The organism is Paenibacillus tritici (assembly GCF_018207515.1).
GTDB lineage: Bacteria > Bacillota > Bacilli > Paenibacillales > Paenibacillaceae > Paenibacillus_AQ > Paenibacillus_AQ tritici.
The window spans coordinates 1488280-1507146 of the sequence record NZ_CP073365.1 but is presented as its reverse complement, the minus strand read 5'-3'; the positions used below and the strand labels follow the sequence as shown (position 1 = coordinate 1507146).

General features: G+C 54.3%; 18 protein-coding genes. 12 read left to right on the top strand and 6 right to left on the bottom strand.

The window, feature by feature from the left end; translation table 11 throughout:
* Positions 1-208: 208 nt before the first annotated feature.
* On the bottom strand, positions 209-391 hold the full coding sequence (locus KDC22_RS06485) for a hypothetical protein (protein ID WP_173130416.1): 183 nt from the start codon (positions 389-391) through the stop codon (positions 209-211).
* Positions 392-637: 246 nt separating this feature from the next.
* Between KDC22_RS06485 and mnmL the strand changes: the two genes are divergently transcribed.
* The 4 genes from mnmL to KDC22_RS06465 all read left to right on the top strand — a co-directional run bounded on the left by mnmL (position 638) and on the right by KDC22_RS06465 (position 4372).
* Positions 638-1594 carry a tRNA modification radical SAM protein MnmL/YtqA gene (gene mnmL / locus KDC22_RS06480; RefSeq protein ID WP_211722451.1) on the top strand — a complete coding sequence of 319 codons (957 nt, stop codon included), beginning with the start codon at positions 638-640 and terminating at the stop codon, positions 1592-1594.
* Positions 1594-2199: a tRNA 5-(aminomethyl)-2-thiouridylate-methyltransferase MnmM gene (gene mnmM / locus KDC22_RS06475; protein ID WP_173130410.1), complete on the top strand. Its 606-nt coding sequence runs from the start codon at positions 1594-1596 to the stop codon at positions 2197-2199. Before mnmL ends, mnmM begins: the two co-directional genes overlap by 1 nt.
* Positions 2200-2332: 133 nt before the next feature.
* Positions 2333-3301 (top strand): type I phosphomannose isomerase catalytic subunit, encoded by a 969-nt coding sequence (locus tag KDC22_RS06470; protein WP_211722450.1) that lies wholly within the window; start codon positions 2333-2335, stop codon positions 3299-3301.
* A 108-nt stretch (positions 3302-3409) separates the two neighbouring features.
* A complete protein-coding gene (locus KDC22_RS06465; protein ID WP_211722449.1) occupies positions 3410-4372 on the top strand; it encodes an alpha/beta fold hydrolase in 963 nt (320 codons plus the stop codon).
* Between the two features lie 401 nt (positions 4373-4773).
* Here the strand turns inward: KDC22_RS06465 and KDC22_RS06460 are convergent, their stop codons facing one another.
* From KDC22_RS06460 to recQ, 5 genes are all read right to left on the bottom strand, one after another.
* Entirely contained in the window at positions 4774-5622 is an 849-nt protein-coding gene (locus KDC22_RS06460) for a P-loop NTPase family protein (RefSeq protein ID WP_211722448.1), read from the bottom strand.
* 363 nt (positions 5623-5985) lie between these two features.
* Positions 5986-6159: a nucleotidyltransferase family protein gene (locus KDC22_RS06455; RefSeq protein ID WP_281425108.1), complete on the bottom strand. Its 174-nt coding sequence runs from the start codon at positions 6157-6159 to the stop codon at positions 5986-5988.
* A 115-nt stretch (positions 6160-6274) separates the two neighbouring features.
* Entirely contained in the window at positions 6275-7507 is a 1233-nt protein-coding gene (locus tag KDC22_RS06450) for an IS110 family RNA-guided transposase (protein ID WP_211720254.1), read from the bottom strand.
* Between the two features lie 374 nt (positions 7508-7881).
* Positions 7882-9900: a B12-binding domain-containing radical SAM protein gene (locus KDC22_RS06445; RefSeq protein WP_211722447.1), complete on the bottom strand. Its 2019-nt coding sequence runs from the start codon at positions 9898-9900 to the stop codon at positions 7882-7884.
* 15 nt (positions 9901-9915) lie between these two features.
* The gene (recQ, locus tag KDC22_RS06440; protein ID WP_211722446.1) at positions 9916-11742 is read right to left on the bottom strand and encodes a DNA helicase RecQ; all 1827 of its coding nucleotides are present in this window, start codon (positions 11740-11742) and stop codon (positions 9916-9918) included.
* A 187-nt stretch (positions 11743-11929) separates the two neighbouring features.
* On the opposite strand from recQ, the gene KDC22_RS06435 reads away from it, so the two are divergent.
* From KDC22_RS06435 to KDC22_RS06400, 8 genes are all read left to right on the top strand, one after another.
* The gene (locus KDC22_RS06435; RefSeq protein ID WP_173130391.1) at positions 11930-13534 is read left to right on the top strand and encodes a spore germination protein; all 1605 of its coding nucleotides are present in this window, start codon (positions 11930-11932) and stop codon (positions 13532-13534) included.
* On the top strand, positions 13527-14624 hold the full coding sequence (locus tag KDC22_RS06430) for a GerAB/ArcD/ProY family transporter (RefSeq protein WP_211722445.1): 1098 nt from the start codon (positions 13527-13529) through the stop codon (positions 14622-14624). Before KDC22_RS06435 ends, KDC22_RS06430 begins: the two co-directional genes overlap by 8 nt.
* Positions 14621-15847, top strand: coding sequence for a Ger(x)C family spore germination protein (locus KDC22_RS06425; protein WP_246553328.1), 1227 nt, complete (start codon positions 14621-14623; stop codon positions 15845-15847). Before KDC22_RS06430 ends, KDC22_RS06425 begins: the two co-directional genes overlap by 4 nt.
* Before the next feature lie 42 nt (positions 15848-15889).
* Complete coding sequence (locus tag KDC22_RS06420; protein ID WP_211722444.1) at positions 15890-16075, top strand: CLC_0170 family protein; 186 nt, start codon at positions 15890-15892, stop codon at positions 16073-16075.
* 82 nt (positions 16076-16157) lie between these two features.
* Entirely contained in the window at positions 16158-17129 is a 972-nt protein-coding gene (locus tag KDC22_RS06415) for an RluA family pseudouridine synthase (protein ID WP_173130377.1), read from the top strand.
* Positions 17130-17306: 177 nt separating this feature from the next.
* On the top strand, positions 17307-17783 hold the full coding sequence (locus KDC22_RS06410; protein ID WP_343221933.1) for a hypothetical protein: 477 nt from the start codon (positions 17307-17309) through the stop codon (positions 17781-17783).
* Positions 17784-17807: 24 nt separating this feature from the next.
* Complete coding sequence (locus KDC22_RS06405; protein ID WP_211722442.1) at positions 17808-18203, top strand: hypothetical protein; 396 nt, start codon at positions 17808-17810, stop codon at positions 18201-18203.
* 16 nt (positions 18204-18219) lie between these two features.
* Entirely contained in the window at positions 18220-18789 is a 570-nt protein-coding gene (locus tag KDC22_RS06400) for a TetR-like C-terminal domain-containing protein (RefSeq protein ID WP_211722441.1), read from the top strand.
* Positions 18790-18867: the final 78 nt, after the last annotated feature.

Here is an 18867-nt window from a genome sequence, read left to right as displayed (position 1 = left end):
AGGATAACTGCCACTTGCAATATTGTGCCGAACTTACCGGCAAAAGTAAAGAGGTTTAAGCAGGAAGCCCTTATTAGGTGGGCAGACATGTTCAGATCATCGCGCGCAAAAAGAAAAAAAGGGATCCCGGCCGGTCTGAATGACCGGACGAAATCCCTTTATTGGTGTATTTTGAAATATGATCCGCCTTATTATCACGGTATCCTATCTATTTGGCCGGGGAATTGAACTCAAACGTCTTCTCGAATGCACTGCGGATCTTGCGCTGCGCTTCGGTCTTGATCTTGTGGTTGCCGTTAAATTCCACGCCTGTCAGGGCGAGAGCTTCGTCGGGAGTCAGCTGCACATCAATCGAACCTTTGTTATCAGCATATACCGTTTGAGAATTCATCGTTATCACCTCTAAGGTTTATTATGGACCGGACGACACGAAATTATGAATTCAAGCATGTGATTGTGGTTGCTGCAGCGGCTTTTTTTACTCTTTAAATATAACACATTATGTAAGCATTTTCAAGCGAATTCCCGTTGATCCGCAGCCTATTTTCAGCTTTATTTTCGGCGGAATTCCGGGTGGGATTGTTACGTTCATCCTGGATTTTTGATACAATGGGAAGGTTAATGAAAGGAGCTGCACATGTCTAATCTTCTACAGACCTCCTCTCCGCTGCTGTGGGGGGACAAACGGTTCCATACCTGGAACTATGAAATGCGCGAGCAGATGGATACCAAGGTGTTCAAGGTCATGCTCGATGCGGGCTTCACCTGTCCGAACCGTGACGGTTCCATTGCCAAAGGAGGCTGTACCTTCTGCAGCGCCAGAGGGTCAGGCGATTTCGCCGGGAGCCGCCGGAATGACCTGGTCACCCAATTCAATGATATCCGCGACCGCCAGCATCTGAAGTGGCCAAACGCCAAGTATATCGGCTATTTCCAGGCTTATACCAATACGTATGCTCCGGTAGAGGAGCTGAGGGAATATTATGAAGTCATCCTGCAGCAGCCGGGGGTTGTCGGCCTGGCTATTGCCACCCGCCCGGACTGCCTCCCGGATGATGTCGTGGAGTATCTGGCCGAGCTGAACCAGCGCACCTATCTATGGGTTGAAATGGGGCTCCAGACCATTCACCAGTCCACTTCCGATCTGATCAACCGGGCGCATGATACGGCCTGTTATACGGAAGCTGTTGCCAAGCTGCGCCGTCACGGCATCCGGGTGTGCACCCACATCATTCACGGACTCCCGCAGGAAACGCATGAAATGATGCTGGAGACCGTATCGGCTGTAGCCCATATGGGCGTGCAGGGGATCAAAATTCACCTGCTCCACCTCATGCGCAAAACGCCGATGGTGAAGCAGTATGAAGCCGGCCTGCTGCGGTTTCTGGAGCAGGATGAATATGTGAAGCTGATTGCCGATTCGCTGGAAATCCTGCCGCCGGACATGATTGTCCACCGGCTGACCGGCGATGCCCCGCGCGAGGCCCTGATCGGCCCGATGTGGAGCCTCAAAAAATGGGAAGTGCTCAACGCCATTGATCATGAGCTGACCGCCCGCGATACCTGGCAGGGTAAGTATTGGAGGAAGGGCTAATGGGCTTCATGTCCGTGCTTAGCTTTGCCCACAAACTTACCGGGGAGAGGCTGTCTCCCGGCGGACTGGCTATTGACGCCACCGTGGGCGCAGGTGCCGACACCCTGTTCCTCGCCAGGGCGGCCGGGCCGCGCGGCGCGGTCTACGGCTTCGACATCCAGCACGCGGCGCTGGCTCTCGCCGGAGAGCGCCTGCGGCTGGCCCGGGAGGAAGCGCCTGCTGCGCTGGCTCCCGTAACGCTGCTGCAGCAGAGCCATGCAGCTATGGCTGAAGCCGTTCCGCCCGCTTGGCGCGGGGCGGTCTCGGCGGTGATGTTCAACCTCGGCTATCTGCCTGCGGGCGATGCCGATAAGAGTATCATCACCGAGCCGCAGAGCACGCTGGCCGCGCTGGAGGCGGCGCTCCTGCTGCTGCGCCCGGGCGGGATCATCACGGCCGTGCTGTATCCCGGCCACGAAGGCGGCGGCCGCGAAGCCGCCGCTGTCGAAGCCTGGGCCGCCGGACTGGCCCAGCCGGAGGCGCAGACCATCGTGTACCGGCAGCTTCAGCGCGAGTCTGCCCCTTATGTTATCGCTGTGGAGAAGAAAAAGGGAGCCGTTCACTGAACGCGGCATTGCAGGTCCACAGGAAGATGAAGTGCGCCTTGCTTTTCTCCGCTTCCCCGGACAGAATAAGGTTGAGATGTACAGCCACAATATAACGAATGATTATTCTATTATCAGGAAGGAAGATGTTGTAATGACGAAACCATATCCTCTGAAATTTCAGCCGGAGTTCAAAGAGCGTGTCTGGGGAGGACGGGCGCTGGAGAAATTCGGCCTTAATCTGCCGGAAGGCCATATCGGCGAAGGCTGGATGATCGCTGACCATCCAAACGGCACCTCTTCTGTAGTGAACGGCGAGCTGGCCGGGCAAGGTCTGGATGCCATCCGTGAGCAGTTCGGGCATGAGTGGTTCGGCAGCAAGGGCATTACGGAGGATGGCGGAAGATTTCCGCTGCTGATCAAGCTGCTCGATTGCAATGACAATCTCTCTGTACAGGTACACCCTACTGATGATTATGCCGGATTACCGAAGGGCGAACTGGGCAAAACAGAAATGTGGTATGTGCTGGATGCCAAACCGGGCGCCAAAATCATCTACGGCCTGAAGGAAGGCGTAACCCGCGAGATGCTGCAGGAAGCGCTGGAGAACGGAACCGTGATGGACAGCCTGCAGGAAGTGACTGTATCTGCCGGAGACTCCTTCTATATCCCCGCCGGTACTGTTCATGCCTTGTGCGCCGGAGTGGTTGTAGCGGAAATCCAGCAGAATTCCGACACTACATACCGGATTTACGATTATGACCGTCCGGGCCTGGACGGCAAGCCGCGCGAGCTGCATATTGAGGATTCTCTGAATGTTACGGCCTATGAAGGCGCAGGAGCCACTTCGATGAAGACCGATGGCGCAGTGGCCGGTGAATGGCTGCAAATCGCCTCCTCCCCTTATTTCATTGTGGAAAAAGGTGTCGTTGCAGGTGAATGGCAGCTGGCCACAACAACCGACAGCTTCACCATTCTGGTGATCTGCGAAGGCAGCGGCCACCTGATCTGGGATGGCGGTTCCCAGCCTTATGCAGCAGGCGAATGCTACCTGCTCCCTTCAAGCCTGGGCGCTTACAGCATCGAAGGGAAGTCTACCGTGCTGCGCTCTTATCTGCCCTAAGCAGCCGAATGTATCTCTTCGTAACTTGAATATGGGGACGGATCAAATTTTCAACGAAGTACTCTTACGCTAGGATTGCTGAACTTTAACTTTTCAGGAGGACAGGCGATGATAGAGAATACCTTCACAATGACCGATCCACTAGACGTCAAAATCCATGTCTACGAGTGGCTGCCGGAAGCAGGAACAGATATCCGGGGGATTGTGCAGATTGCGCACGGCATGTGTGAGACGGCCGCTCGTTATGCCCGCTTGGCGTCAGCGCTCACCGGAGCCGGTTATGCGGTGTATGCCAATGACCACCGGGGCCATGGCCTTACCGCAGGCAAGGTTAATCTGCTCGGCGACAGCGGGGAGAACGGCTTCTACTGGATGCGGCGCAATCTCCTGCAGCTTGGGGGCATTGCCCGCTCCCGGCATGAGCAAGCTCCTATCTACCTGTTCGCCCACAGCATGGGTTCCTTTCTCGCTCAAAAGCTGATGTGTGAAGAAGGCCATGAAATATACAGCGGCTTCATCCTCAGTGGTACCAATGGGCCCCGTAGTATGCTGCGGATGGCGGAATCCTTATCGGCCGTGCAGCAGCGGCTGCAGGGAGACCACCATCGCAGCGTACTGCTGAACGGAATTGTCTTCGGCGCTTATAACCGTTCATTTTCTCCGGTGCGGACGGCTTTTGACTGGCTCAGCAGCGATCCCAAGGAGGTGGACCAGTTCATTGCAGATCCGTACTGCGGGGCGATCTGTACCACCCGTTTCTTCCGGGATTTCTTCCATATGCTGCGCGAGCTTCACACCAAGTCCACTCTGCGGACCCTATGCAGTGACAAGCCGGTCTACCTGTTCGCCGGAGAGAAGGACCCTGTTGGGATGAACGGTCAAGGGGTGAAGCGTCTGGCCGAGCTGTACAGGGAACAAGGGGTACAGGACGTAGAATACAAACTATATCCCGGAGGCAGGCATGAGATGCTGAACGAGGTCAACCGGGACGAGGTCACTGCCGATGTACTCGATTGGCTCGCCCGCCACCTGCCTGCAGAATCCATGCGGTTTCAGCCTACGGCGGAATAGTCTATGGCGCAGGTGGGAGCTCAATGCTGATTCATGGCGCTGATTCATGTTGATCCGCATAGATGGTACCATAAGAGGCACTCCGCGGTGGAGTGCCTCTTGTTTGGTTTATTTAGCTGTAGCTAGTAGCTAAGCTATTCGGTATCCTTAGCCGTAGCAAGCTAAGCTCGACGGTAAGCCCTAGCTTAACAGTACCGCAAGGTCTGCCGCCGATCCGGCAGTAGCGATTATAGGCATTGTTGCACCTTTTGCAGGATTCCCGCCATATGGGTACCGTAGCAGCAGCAAATGTTGCAGTTTTTGCATAATTTCCAACAAATTAAAGCTCTAACAACACCAGTTGTTGCACTTTGTGCAGGATTCCAGCATACCGATAGCTTAGCAGCACCGATTGTTGCAATTCATGCAGGATTTCCAGGCTTAAGTCTCCCTGCTAGAACTTGTTTATACGCCGGAAGATCATACGATGAATTATTAACTTTGGTCTTGGAAATATTTAAACGGTTATATATAATCTCCTCAAGCTCCCTTCTTGCCTCAAGAACCTTCAAAGTTCCTTCTAAGCCCAGGTGACCCCGTCTTAAGCCATACCCTTGTTTGGTGTAATATTCGACGAATCCTTCCGACCACTCCCGGGGTCTCTCGCGGACCGCTTTATGGAAAGAATGCTCCAGATTATCCTGTTCAACATAAATCAGAAGCGGATTCAATTCCGCTATAATGGCCTCCAGCTCCAGAGGGTAGCTTATAGTGTCTTCCTTGGCTGCATCATACTTGATCATCCCCATGGTCACAGGGTTCTGTATAAAACAACACTCAAACACATACGTGTCCGCCCCCTTCAAGGCCTGCTCCGCAAACTGCCTCCATCTTGCCGTAATCAGTTCCCTGTTCTGAGCGAGCGGCAATTCATACACATCATTCCGGGCAAAAACATCCATCCATTCCTTTGGCACAAGGGACCCATGTTCATTTAGGATTTTCCGGTATTCCACAAGGTAATGGCTGGCCTGATAAGTAGTTCGCGAAGCTAATATATTCCTTGAATTCTCGCTGGTCATCCATAGCTCATCGTATTCGGCTTTGGTAAGGCAAGCGACGCCCTCATAATCCGCCGGATGATCTAAATCCCCCTCCAGGAAGAGCCGGGACGGGATGCCCGTCTCCGTAAGAATGTCAGAAACCAGTTGCGCCGTTGTGGATTTCCCGAAGCCGGGTAAGCCCTCGATTAGGATTAATTTAGGTTGCATATATTCGTTCCCCCGTTCACTATTTAGGAGGTTAAGCAGGCAAGAAGCCATAGAGATGCGGTATCCCGGCAACAAAAAAGGATACCCGAAGGTATCCGCAGAAGTGTCGGTCTATGAAGCAAACCTACCCTGCATACCCTGTAAGATTAAAGAAAGTCATGCCTAATAGCATAGTGATCTCCACTATTGCTGATCTGGCATTCTTCCGGTTAAGTAATCCTTACAGAGTAATCCACATGATAAGGTATATGCTCCTTTATTGGCATCTCATTAGTGATTTTAACACTGAATAGAGGTAAATCTCAATGATGTACTGTTGAGAATAGCTTAGATTTCAGAGGACTCTCAGTTTTAGTATACTCGCTAATTGAAGCATGCGGTGTTTCTGCAGCTTCTCCTATCAGGGTTCGGATAGCCATCCCATGTCCGGTAATGTTGAAACAAATCCTCCAGACCAAATGGAGCATAAAGCTGCCATTCTCCATTCAAGGCAAGCCTGGCCCCCAGTGATGTCACTGTAGTCGGCCAACTGTCAATGTATTCGGTTTAATACGAAAATAAAAGTATCGGAAAATGCGCCGCAGACTGGATTTTGACAAAAAAAGACCCACCGCCCCAAAATAACGTTTCGTTTTTTTTGAAAAAGGGGAGACTATTGGATAGGATTTAATTGCACGCTATACCCTAACTGCTGGATATATTGCACGTACCGATCCAACGGGTTTTTCTTGGACGTCTCATCGCCTAGTGAGACGTCTATTTCTTGGTATAACCTTTTCTCCCGCATCAGGGCATGGAGGATTCGAATCAACAAATGTGCGGTGGCGACGTTTGCTTTTTTATCTCCTCGTCTCTTACGTATTCGTCGAAAGAATTGGCCGATCCGGTTCGATGAGTGAGAGTTCGCCCAAGCCGCCTGGCACAAGGCCCCTTTCAAATGCTTGTTCCCTTGCATCGTTTTTGACTTTTTTCGCTTTCCAGCGCTTTCGTTGTTCCCTGGACACACCCCCGCCCATGAAGCAAACTGCGCATCGCTCGGGAACATTTCCGCGACATGCGGCCCCACTTCTGCAAAGATGGTCACGGCAGACGTCCGCTCAATTCCTGGAATGGAGTCAATTTGTTCGATCATCTCCAGGTAGGGTTCTGCCTTCGCCTCGATTCGAGCTTCCAGCTCAGTGATCCGTTTCTCCAAATAGACCAAGTGGTCCCAATGGTCTCGAATCATCTCCCGATGATGACGGCGCAACTTGCCATTGAGCGCGTCTAGCAACTGCGGAACTTTCTTTTTTAAACGGGTTTTGACCAGGTTTTTAACGGTCACTTCGTCTACGACCTCGCCGTCCATGATCTTCTGGAGCAGGCCCCGTCCCGAAACCCCATATAGATCGGACATAAAGGTGGTTAGCTTGATGTTGGCATCCTGCAGGATTTTGTGAATGCGGTTTTTCTCCGCCGTCACCGCCTGCACCATCTTACTCCGGTAACGGGTCAAATCTCGCAAATCCCGGATGTCCTGTTCTGGCACCATACTGCCTTCAATGAGCCCGCAACGGTGCAATTGCGCTAACCAGCGCGCATCTTGCATGTCACTTTTTCGACCCGGCATATTCTTTACCCGCTGGGCGTTGGCCAAGACAAGATCACAACTGCCCTCTAAGATGTTCCATACCGGTTTCCAAAACACGCCGGTACTCTCCATCACCACTTCAAGGCAGCCGTGTTCATTCAGCCAATCTTGTAGGCCTAGCAATTCTTTGGTTGTCGTCCCAAAGGTTTTCAGGTGAGATTGTGGTTTCTGTTCGATCGGTCCTTTCAACACGCAGGCCACAACGGTTTCCTGGTGCACGTCTAGACCCGCGCAACACATACGTACAGCATCCATTCCAACCATCCTCCATCGTCAACTTACAAATCATGCGCTCGAGTGAGTGTAATTTAATACACGTACTTTTTGGGGGGTTACAATAGGCGATGCTCGAAAAGCGCAATAGAACGGTTTTTCGCACGGGGTGTATCCCAGTAACCGCGTCCGCCCTTTGATTTGTATATGTAGTGTTGACGACTACAGCATCTTTTAGAATGGATGCGACGGATGCCACCCACTTATTTTCATTCCTGGGGGTGACAAGGCCTCTGTCTTGTCATGCCTGTTTTTCGCTTACATTTGGCACACACGCCTCCGCAGCGCCGAATGTGTTCGGTTTTTCATCTACACGTGCACGTGGCCTGTGTCTGGTGAGATCAGGTCACTCTTCCCTATAAAGACAAAGCGTAATACTGCGCCCGCTGGCTCTCGTCCTGCTGATACAGGACGACCAGCAGCGTTCGGCCGTCCCTTGCATCCGGATGCGGATCGGCCGGGGCCGGTACGATTCCTTCGGCTACCGCTACTGCTGAATACAGTGCGTCTGATTGCCCGGCAGCAACCATACCGCCCTCATTCTTGCCGCTCCCGCTAACCGCCATGTGCAGCCCCAGATTCTCTACCAGGCCGTCCGCCAAACCATCGGCGTCTACAGCCCCCGATCCAGCTCCAGCTCCAGCGCCGCCCTCAGCCGCAGCTTCAGTCTGCGGCTCTGCTTCCGCGCCAGCCAAGCCGTCGAACCGCAGCCCGCTGATCGACGCCAGCACCGGCTCCAGCCGGAAGGGCAGCACATCCAGCACGATGAACTTTTGCAGCTCCCGTTCGCTGACACGGGACTTGGCCAGCTTGGCCGAGATCCGCTCCGGCTGCTCCGCAATCTGCTTCAGGTATTTCGCCCACTCTGACTTATCGAGTACATCCTCCCACCAGATCTTGCGCGGCTTGTACTTATGGGCCAGGAAGTAGTCCAGCTTCATCAGGCCGGTGACAATGTCCATGGAGGGCGTGCCACGGTCCGTCAGGAAGTTATGCAGCCGGGTGAACAGATCCTCCAGCTGATGCCCGATCTTCTGCCAGCCCCGCGCTTCCCAGTAGTCGCCGAATTCCTGGAAGAAGTCGAATGGTGACGGGAAGACATGGCGGATCAGATACTTGACGGAATGAGCCAGCCGCTGGCTGTTCCAGTACTTCTCCAGCACATCCTCCAGCCGCTTGAGCCGGATAATATCCGAGAACGGCATCACATGGCTGCTGAGGATCTCGTATGGCGCATGCTCCATATACGTATAGTCGTATTTGGCGGCCTGGGCGCGCAGCCCGGTGCCGCGCAGCATTTTGAGGAAGCCTAATTGCAGCTCCTCCGGTTCCATGGCGAAGACGTCATTGAAGGTCTTGCGGAAGGTGGCATAATCCTCCATCGGCAATCCGGCGATCAGATCGAGATGCTGGTCGATATTGCCGCTGGCCTTGATCTTCATCACGGTGCGCGACAGCTTGGTGAAGTTCTGGCGGCGCTTGACCAGCTCATTCGTCTCGTCATTCGTGGACTGGACGCCGATCTCGAAGCGGAAGACGCCCGGAGGTGCATTCTGTGCCAGGAAATCCAGCACCTCGGGACGCATAATATCGGCGGTAATCTCGAACTGGAACACGCAGCCCTGATGATTGTCGATCAGGAACTGGAACATTTCCATCGCATAATTGCGGTTGATGTTGAAGGTACGGTCCAGGAACTTTATGACCTTGGCCCCGCCTTCGATCAGATACAGCAGATCGGACTTCACCCGTTCAATATCATAATAACGCACGCCCACCTCAATGCTGGACAGGCAGAACTGGCAGTTGAAGGGACAGCCCCGGCTGGTCTCAAAATACACAATCCGCTTGCTCAGCTCCGGCAGATCCTCGGCGAACCGGTGCGGGGTCGGCAGGGTATTAAGGTCGCTTTTGGGACGGGGAGGGTTGACGATCAGCTCCTCGCCTTTGCGGTACGCCGCACCGTAGACGAAATGGTACTTGTGGCCGTCCCGGATCTCCTGGAGCAGATGATGGAAGGTCTCCTCCCCGTCACCGTTCACGATGAAGTCCACTCCGGCCTCCCGCTTCATCCAGTACAGCGGCTCATAGGACACCTCCGGCCCGCCGAGCACAATCTTCACCTCCGGCATCACCTGCTTGAGAATGCCGACCAGCTTGATCGTCTCTTCGATGTTCCAGATATAACAGGAGAAGCCAATCACATCCGGCTGCTTCTGAAAAAGGTCAGACACGATGTTCATCGCGGGATCTTTGATGGTATATTCCGCCAAAAGGATATCCTCGAACTCATGCTCGCTATACGCCTTCAGCAGCCGGATCGCAAGCGACGTATGAATATATTTGGCATTTAATGTGGCCAGGATGATTCTCATGCCTTATAACCTTCTTTACATGTCATTTTGAAAAAACTCCAGGAAGGCCTTGCCGTACTTCCGGTATTTCACTTCACCGACACCCTTCACCCTCAGCATCTCCGCTTCCGTCTGCGGACAAACCACGCTCATCTCGCGCAGCGTTGCATCATTGAAAATGATGTACGAAGGCACATGCTCGCGCCCTGCCAGCTCGCGGCGGATCAGGCGCAGCTGCTCGAACACCGTCTCGTTGACAGCCGACGGCGAAGTGTCGCGCGAACGGCTGCGGTCCCGCGTGCCGGAGGTGACAAGCGTCCGGGCGACGCGCTGATGCACCTGGCGCTGGCCGCGCAGCACCTCGGCTGCCAGCGGCTGCAGCCGGACCACCGGATACTGGCCTTCAGACAAGGCCAGATATCCTTCCGAGATCAGCATATTGATGATCTCGGTAATTTCCTTCTCGCTGCGGCTGGACATGGCGCCGTGGGTCGGCAGCTTCTCGAAGCCGTATTGCAGCACCTTCTGGTTACGCGAGCCCTTCAGCACGGATGAGACCAGCGCCACGCCGTAGCGCTCCCGCATCCGGTGGATGCAGGAGAAGATCTTCTGCGCGTCTACGGTGATATCCACCAGCTCACGCTCGTCGGTACAGGAACTGCAGATCCCGCAATGGTCATCGTCATGGCTCTCCCCGAAATAGTCGAGCTGCGCACTGCGCAGACAGCGGGTGGTGTAGCAGTAATCAATCATCTGCTGGAGCTTGCGGTATTCATTGGCTTTGCGTTCCGTGTCCTGCGGGTTCTGCTCAATCAGGAACTTCTGGGTCATGATATCCTGCGCACTGAAGAGCAGAATACAATCACTCGGCTCCCCGTCACGCCCGGCACGGCCCGCCTCCTGGACATAAGCCTCCATGTTCTTCGGCATATTGTAATGAATGACATAACGTACATTGGACTTGTCGATCCCCATCCCGAAGGCATTCGTGGCGACCATGACACGGATATCGTCATAGAGGAAGCCTTCCTGGCTGTCCGCCCGCTCCTGGTCGTTCATTCCGGCATGATAGCGCCCGGCTGTAACGCCTGCGGCCTGGAGGCGCTGATAGAGATCATCCACCTCTTTGCGGGTGGCGGCATAGACGATGCCCGGCTGGTGGGCATGCTGCGCCGCATAATCCAGCACGAACTCGCGTTTGTTCTCTCCGCGCAGCACTGACATCGCCAGATTATCGCGGCCAAGTCCGGTCATGAAGACGCCCGGCTCACGCAGGCGCAGCAGCCGGACCATATCCTCCATGACCTCCGGGGTAGCCGTAGCGGTGAAGGCGGCCAGAATCGGACGCTGCGGCAGCTCTTCTACGAACGGGGAGACCGCCAGATAACTGGTGCGGAAGTCATGACCCCACTGCGAGACGCAGTGCGCCTCATCGACAGCCACACAGGAGATGGACAGACCCGCCATTTCCAGGCGGAACCAGTCCAGCTCCAGACGCTCAGGGGCTACGTAGAGCAGCTTCAGTTCACCACGGCGGGCAGCGCGGATGCGATCATTTACTTCTTTACCGCTTAAGGTGCTGTTGATATAGGCCGCCGGAATCCCTGCCGTAGTCAGCGCATCCACCTGGTCCTTCATCAGTGAAATCAGGGGTGAGACTACCAGTGTAAGCCCCGGCTGCAGCAGCGCCGGAACCTGATAACAGATGGATTTGCCGCCTCCGGTAGGCAGAATACCCAGCGTATCGCGGCCTTCCAGCAGATTGTTCACAATTTTTTTCTGGCCCTCCCGGAAATCGGGATAACCGTAATATTTTTGCAGCTCGGCCTGGGCCTGCTCCATTAATGTTCCTTGCATCTCCATAGCTCTTCATACTCCTTAAGACTTTCTATCTTTTAGTTTACCGGGCAACAGGCTGCCAAGCAACCGCCTGAAGCAGATATCCTAGCACTCTTTCAGAGCTTGTTGCCTAGAAATTACATAAAAACAGCAAGATCAAGCAACACTTTATATAGATTCAATCCAATTGCCTGTTAAGGAGGTAACCTATTTGCAAGATTGGAAGGATAAATACACCTCCTACTTACACAAGCAGCAGGCTTCTTCGCCGCAGCCGGCCAGCGGCAGCCAGCTTACAGGCAACCTGAAGACCGATATCCAGGAGCTTCTGGCACGGCTCGGGGAGAACGGCGATCTGGTCGTACGGGACTTTCAGCTCTTCGGAACCCACCAGGCCGCGATGATCTTCTTCTCTTCCCTCGTGAATACGGAGCAGGTCCGTGAGCATGTGCTGAAGCCGCTAATGGCACGCCCCTCTGAACATCCGGGAATGCCGGATCAAGCAGCCGGAATGACCCATTATATCTGGAGCACAGTAGTCCAGGTCACACAAGGGACAACTACGGCAGACCTGTCCAGGCTTCCTCCGGCCGCCGTGAAGGGGGACCTCATTCTGTTGATTGACGGGGTTCCCGAAGCGCTCCACCTGGACATGCGGCAGATCGAGATGCGCGGTGTAGAGCAGCCGCAGACGGAGCAGGTGATCCGGGGTCCCCGGGAAGGCTATGTGGAAAAGCTGGAGAATAACCTCTCCCTGCTGCGCTACCGGCTGCAGAGTACGGACTTCCGGATTGAGATCAGTCCGCTCGGTACGCGTACCCAGTCTAGAGTGGCTCTGTGTTACATAGACAGCCTCGCTGACAGTGCTCTGGTTGCGGAAGCCATGCGCAGAATCTCGATGATTCATACCGACGGCATCCTGGATGCCGGGTACATTGAGCAGTTCATCGAAGACCAGCCCCTGTCCCCTTTCCCGCAGGTGCAGAGCACCGAGCGGCCGGACAAGACCGTTGCAGCCCTCCTGGAAGGACGGGTAGCCATTCTGGTCGATGGCTCACCGTTTGCCTTGATTGTTCCCGCCCTGTTCAATCAGTTCTTTCAGACGATGGATGATTACACGGAGCGCTTCATTATGGGCAGCCTGATCCGCATCATCCGGCTGATTGCTTTGGCCTGCTCGCTTTTTTTCCCGGCGTTATATGTTTCTGTCATCTCGTTCAACCCCGAGCTGCTGCCTACGGATTTCGCGGTGGCCATCTCGGGCGGAAGAGCGGGCGTACCGTTCCCGGCAGTTGTGGAGGTGCTGATCATGGAGGTGTCCATGGAGGTCCTGCGTGAGGCGACGATCCGTCTGCCGCAGATGATCGGCGGGGCGTTGTCTATTGTGGGCGTCCTTGTCATCGGACAGGCTGCAGTGGGTGCCGGGCTGGCCAGCCCGATCACTGTTGTTATAGTAGCCCTGACGACGATCGGTTCGTTCGCCACCCCCGCCTATAATGCGGCAATCGCCCTGCGGATGCTGCGGTTTCCGCTAATCATCCTGTCCGGTATGTTCGGCCTCTATGGCGGCATGATCGGTACAATTCTGATTCTGAATCATCTGTTGTTCCTGGAATCCTTCGGGGTTCCGTATATGTCCCCGTTCATTCCGGGCAAATGGCGCGATCTCAAGGATACTCTGGTAAGGGCGCCGCTATGGTGGATGCGCCGCCGTCCCAGCTTCCTGCATACCCAGGATAGTGACAGGCTGCCCCGCAGTGTTCCGTCCCGGGCGATAGACCAGATTCTCAGGCAGGGAGATGAGAAGAATGAATAAGCCACGCCAGATCACAACCCTGCGCGCGGTAGCCGTGATCAGCAGCACGATTATCGGAGTGGGAATCCTGAGCTTCCCGCGCTATATGACAGAAGCGGGCAACACCAGCGCTCCATTCGTTGCGTTAAGCGGTGTGCTGATCTCCTTCATCATCTATTGGCTGCTGGTCTCCCTGTGCCAGCGTTTCCCCCAGGAGACCCTGTTTGTGTTCAGCCGCCGTCTGATCGGGCGTCCGCTTGCCGCTGTATTCACCCTGGCCATCATGCTGCTGTTCATTGTGCTGACCGGCCTCACCGTACGCCAGTTCGGGGATGTGGCCACAACCGTGCTGTATAAAAAAACGCCGATAGAAGCAACTATATTCCTGATGCTGCTCATCAGTCTTCTGTCCTCCAGGCGCAATGTTCTGAAGTTCTCTTATATCCATTCTTTCTATCTGCCGCTGATTGTAGGCTCTATTCTGGTTACCATCCTCATCTCGCTCAAAAATGTGGACATGCTCAATCTGCAGCCTGTGCTGATGGCACCTGGCGTTAAGTTCTGGAACGGCGCACGGCAAGCCACCTATCTGTTCCAGAGCTCCTTCGTTGTAGTTCTGCTGATTCCTTTGATGGAGAAGCCGAATCATGCCGTCCGGGCAGGAGCATGGGCCATCTTCATGTCCGGGGCGGTCTACGTGCTGATCGTAATTGCCTCTGTAGGTATGTTCGGTGCCGAAGAGACCAAGCTGCTGATCTACCCCACACTGGAGATGGCCCGTTCGGCGGCCTTCGGTGAGGGGTTCCTGGAGCGGCTGGATGCTATCTTCATCATCATCTGGGTAATCTCTGTCTTCACGACGATCTATACGACCTACTACATATCAGCTTATCTGCTGCACAAGCTGCTGCGTCTCCGCGACCAGCGTATGGCCTCAAGTGTATTGCTGCCGGTGATGTTCATCCTGGCCATGCTGCCCTCCAATGTGTTCGAGACCTACAGGTGGTCTCTTCATCTGGGCAATGCCGGTATGATAATGATGCTGGGCTATTCGCTGCTCTTATGGACGGTCTATCTGATCAGACGACACGGAAAGAAGGTGCCCTCATGAACAGGCAGCTTCCGCATACACTCGCCCTGCTGCTCATGCTGGTTATAACCGCCCCGCTGCTCAGCGGATGCTGGGATCAGGTGGAGATTGAGGACCGCGCCCTTGTCCTCGGGTTGTCCATTGACAAGATCTCTGCGGAGGAGGCGCAAATGGAAGACAGAGTCACACACATCCACGACGGCAGTCTGCCGGCTGAGATGATCAGTGTCACCGCACAGATTGCCGTCCCGGGCAGAGTTCCTCTTGGACCCGGCACCGGCGGAGGGAGTGCCGGTGACAGCAAGACCAGTCCCGTCTGGGTGGTGAAGGTCCACGGCATATCCCTCGACGATGCCATGAATAACCTGCAGCAGCAGATTGCCGACCCGCGTTATCTGGTTCACCTGCGGATCGTCATCATCAGCGAGGATATTGCCCGCGGCAACCTTGAAGAGCTGAATGATTATCTCCGGCGCAATCCGGAAATCCGGCGCCGAACCTGGCTGCTCGTCTCCGAGGGCCGCGCTTCGGCATTTATGGATGTGAATCCTCCGCTGCAGCGCGTGCCTACGCTCTATATTTTGTCGATGATGGAGAAATCGGTCTCCTCCGGCAAGTTCCCCCGCGATTATATCGGCACCTTCTGGTCAGCGGATTCCAAGTGGGGACAAAGCGCCTATCTGCCTTATGTTGCACTGCGCAACAGGGATAATATTCTGATCGAAGGGCTGGCTTATTTCAGCGGCGGCAAGATGGTCAGCAAGACTGCCCCTATAGAGATCGGCGGGTTCATGGCCATGATGGGGATGGACCCCGGCGGGTATTCCACTATGCTCCATACCGGGAACCTGGGAATCGTTATGACCCAGATTAATGAACGCTTCACCCGGACCCGCAGCGAGATCAGGGACGGCAAGCCGCATTTGAGCTATCATATTTTCCTGGAGGGGGATTTGGATGAGCATTACAGCAGCGATATTCCCATCGACTCTCCCCTGAAGCTGCGTGAGATTGAGCGGGATTTCGAACAGCAGATTCAGACGGTACTGACCCGGCTGGTCAAACAGACGCAGAAGGATCATTCCGATATCTTCGGGATGGGCGAAATGATCCGAAGCCATCATCCGGCCTACTGGAAAGAGCATATTCACGACAAGAACGATTGGGAGAGCATGTACAGCAGCGTTAATGTGGATATTAAGCTGACCCTGCATATCCGGAGAGTCGGACTCAAGCATAAATAAGTTCGGCCCCAGTCCAATATCCGTGCAAGGAGGAGGGAACGTATGGTTCGGTTACTGGGAAGCATCGCCGGGATGCTGTTATTCTCCGCTATACTGCTGCTGGCTGTAGATGTCAGGATTTACAGCAGCAGAGGCTGGCTCCGGGAGCACAAATACGCCACCATCCTGGCCTGGAGCTACGGCTTCCTCTCCCTGCTCCTTATCATCATCCTGATCATATATATCTAGCCGCCCCGGCGTCTTCCGTAGTATTTCTTCCCGGCCCATGGTATATTGAGGAGTACAATATTAGAGGACGGAGAATGCAGGTATGAATACACGAAGAACCAGAAGCCAGGGGAATAAACCCTCTAACCATAAACAGGGAGCAAGATCCGGAGCCACTGCCAAACCGGCTGCCGCGCCCAAATCCTATACGGTAACCGAGCCTGCGGAACTGCTTGCTTTTCTGCTGAAAACGATGACCAGCCGGGGACGCAACTCCATCAAATCCATGCTCTCCCGCGGACAGATTGCTGTGAACGGCAAGCCGGTGACGAAGCATAACCATCAGCTGCATCCCGGTCAGACCGTGACCATTGATCTGGAGAAGCAGGCGGAAGCCAAAGAGATGCTCGGGCTGACCATTGTTCATGAGGATGACGATATCATTGTGATTCAGAAGGATGCCGGCCTGCTGTCCATTGCTACCGGAGAAGACAACGAGCTGACGGCTTACCGCCAATTGATGGAGCATGTCCGTCTGAGCAATCCGAAGAACCGCGTCTTTGTGGTACACCGGCTGGACCGCGATACCTCCGGCGTCATGATGTTTGCCAAAAGCGAAGCGATTCAGCAGTCCCTGCAGAACAGCTGGAAGGAGACCGTCAAGGAACGCTCCTACGTGGCTCTTGTGGAAGGGGCTGTCAAAAAAGCCGAAGGCACTATCAGCTCCTGGCTGAAGGAGACCTCGACGCTGAAGATGTACTCCAGTCCCCATGAAGGAGACGGGCTGCATGCCGTAACCCGTTATAAGCTAATTCAGGCGAACCGCCACTTCTCCCTGCTGGAGGTACATCTGGAGACCGGACGCAAGAATCAGATCCGGGTCCACATGTCAGACATCGGGCATCCGATTGCCGGTGACAAGAAGTACGGCGCAGAGACCAAGGCTGTCGGCCGCCTCGGGCTGCACGCCCGCGTACTCTCGTTCGTTCATCCGACTACGGGTGAAGTCCTGACTTTTGAGAGTGCGATTCCGAAGACGTTCCTGAAATACACTGCACCTGCACCCACGAACTGATTCCTGGCCGGAAGTGCAGATGAGCAAGCTCAACCGGGTACCCGTACTTTCCCCGTGCGCGGTACCTTTTGTGTCTATACCCAACCACTATTTTTCTGGTCATGGTACAATACAGAGAAACGTAAGAAGGTGCCGCTCTTGTTCCATCCTACTGTCTTTGACAATATTAAAATTGCAATGGAGAACCAGATCTACGACTATGATAACCTGGATGGAATTCTTATGGTCACGGACCGTTCCGATCTGCTCAATCTTGCGCTGATGTCACGGGAATTCAGCCTCGCGTTCAAGCGGACCGAAGGCCATAATGTAACCTCCGAGATTCTGCTGCAGTCCACAGTGAAAGAGCTGGGCGATGAAATTCTGGAAACACCGGGCAGTGATCCCGGCTGTAGTCTTTTAATACGCTTTTATATGGAGATTGAGGATGTGAACGTGCAGTGTCCGGCTATCGAAGAGATCCTGACTACCATATGGGGACCCGATTTCCAGCCTGTGCAATCGCTCAGCTTCCGCTACGGGCAGGAGAACGATACGTACAATAACTGTGTAGAGCTGCAATTCAAGCGGCAAATCACGGAAGACCAAATGGAAGATATTCCGAACCTCCTGAAGTTCCTGCTGCAGAGTGCCGAGGAACTGGAAGAGGTATAAATCTGTACACGGGGTGAGCTGCTTATGAATCTCCTGCCTCCTGCCCGGACGGGCCGCTGGCTGGCATGGTGTGCCGGTTACGCGCTGATGGTATGGCTGCTGCTGATTGTGCACCGGTTCGTGCTGCTTGGGAATGAACCCAATCTTACACTTGGTGTGCGCTGGGCGCTTCTGGCCCTTGTGTTCTCCGGGATCATTAACGGCTTCGGCTGGCTCGGTGCCCGGCTCGTATGGTTCTTCTCCACAGCAGGGATCGTGCTTGGGATCTGCCTCATGTATATTTACACCTACCGTGAGATGTCGGGCTGGGAGGATCTTGCGGGTTTTCTTACTTTTCTAATATGTACGGCAGGCGGCTTCGTTCTGGGTCTGATCGTGGAGGGCGGCCGGATGCTGGTACAATATCTGCACAGACGCTAAGGAGCTGATGAGCCTTATGTCCAATTCCCTGCTGACCAAAAATGCGCTCGCCCGCTCCCTGAAGGAACTGATGGGGCATCTTCCCCTGAACAAGATCACCGTCAAGCATCTGGTCGATGATTGCGGTGTGAACCGGCAGACCTTTTATTATCATTTCCAGGATATCTTTGACCTTCTGGGATGGATATACAGGACAGAGGCCGTCGAGAGCATCGCCCAGTACCGCAGCTACAGCACGTGGACAGACGGATTTTATAGAATATTCTGTTATATTGAGAGCAATAAGGCATTCTGCTGTAATACGCTGGACTCCCTCGGACGGACGCATCTGGACGCGTATCTCTATGAGGTGACCCATGATCTGGTGATGGGCGTCATCAACGAGCTGGCGGAGGGAATGAATGTCGGGCCGGCGGATAAGCAGTTTATCGCTAACTTTTACACACTGGCCTTCACCGGACTTGTGATTCAGTGGATGCAGCAAGGGATGAAGGAGCAGCCCAAGCAGATCATCGGGAAGCTCAGCGTGCTGATTGAAGGGAACTTCCTGAAGGCGCTGCATGAATATGAGAAGGAATTGTCGTAACCTTTGAGGTTGCGGCTTTTTTCTGCTCAAAAACGTTACACTTTGTTCCATATGTCCAAATTTTATACAGATTCATTG

Coding starts and splice junctions, on each gene's coding strand:
- KDC22_RS06445 (WP_211722447.1), bottom strand. CDS start 9,900: ATGAGAATCATCCTGGCCACATTAAATGCCAAATATATTCATACGTCG.
- KDC22_RS06450 (WP_211720254.1), bottom strand. CDS start 7,507: ATGGATGCTGTACGTATGTGTTGCGCGGGTCTAGACGTGCACCAGGAA.
- KDC22_RS06470 (WP_211722450.1), top strand. CDS start 2,333: ATGACGAAACCATATCCTCTGAAATTTCAGCCGGAGTTCAAAGAGCGT.
- mnmL (WP_211722451.1), top strand. CDS start 638: ATGTCTAATCTTCTACAGACCTCCTCTCCGCTGCTGTGGGGGGACAAA.
- recQ (WP_211722446.1), bottom strand. CDS start 11,742: ATGGAGATGCAAGGAACATTAATGGAGCAGGCCCAGGCCGAGCTGCAA.
- KDC22_RS06460 (WP_211722448.1), bottom strand. CDS start 5,622: ATGCAACCTAAATTAATCCTAATCGAGGGCTTACCCGGCTTCGGGAAA.
- KDC22_RS06415 (WP_173130377.1), top strand. CDS start 16,158: ATGAATACACGAAGAACCAGAAGCCAGGGGAATAAACCCTCTAACCAT.
- KDC22_RS06430 (WP_211722445.1), top strand. CDS start 13,527: ATGAATAAGCCACGCCAGATCACAACCCTGCGCGCGGTAGCCGTGATC.
- KDC22_RS06420 (WP_211722444.1), top strand. CDS start 15,890: ATGGTTCGGTTACTGGGAAGCATCGCCGGGATGCTGTTATTCTCCGCT.
- KDC22_RS06485 (WP_173130416.1), bottom strand. CDS start 391: ATGAATTCTCAAACGGTATATGCTGATAACAAAGGTTCGATTGATGTG.
- KDC22_RS06410 (WP_343221933.1), top strand. CDS start 17,307: ATGGAGAACCAGATCTACGACTATGATAACCTGGATGGAATTCTTATG.
- KDC22_RS06425 (WP_246553328.1), top strand. CDS start 14,621: ATGAACAGGCAGCTTCCGCATACACTCGCCCTGCTGCTCATGCTGGTT.
- KDC22_RS06400 (WP_211722441.1), top strand. CDS start 18,220: ATGTCCAATTCCCTGCTGACCAAAAATGCGCTCGCCCGCTCCCTGAAG.
- KDC22_RS06405 (WP_211722442.1), top strand. CDS start 17,808: ATGAATCTCCTGCCTCCTGCCCGGACGGGCCGCTGGCTGGCATGGTGT.
- mnmM (WP_173130410.1), top strand. CDS start 1,594: ATGGGCTTCATGTCCGTGCTTAGCTTTGCCCACAAACTTACCGGGGAG.
- KDC22_RS06465 (WP_211722449.1), top strand. CDS start 3,410: ATGATAGAGAATACCTTCACAATGACCGATCCACTAGACGTCAAAATC.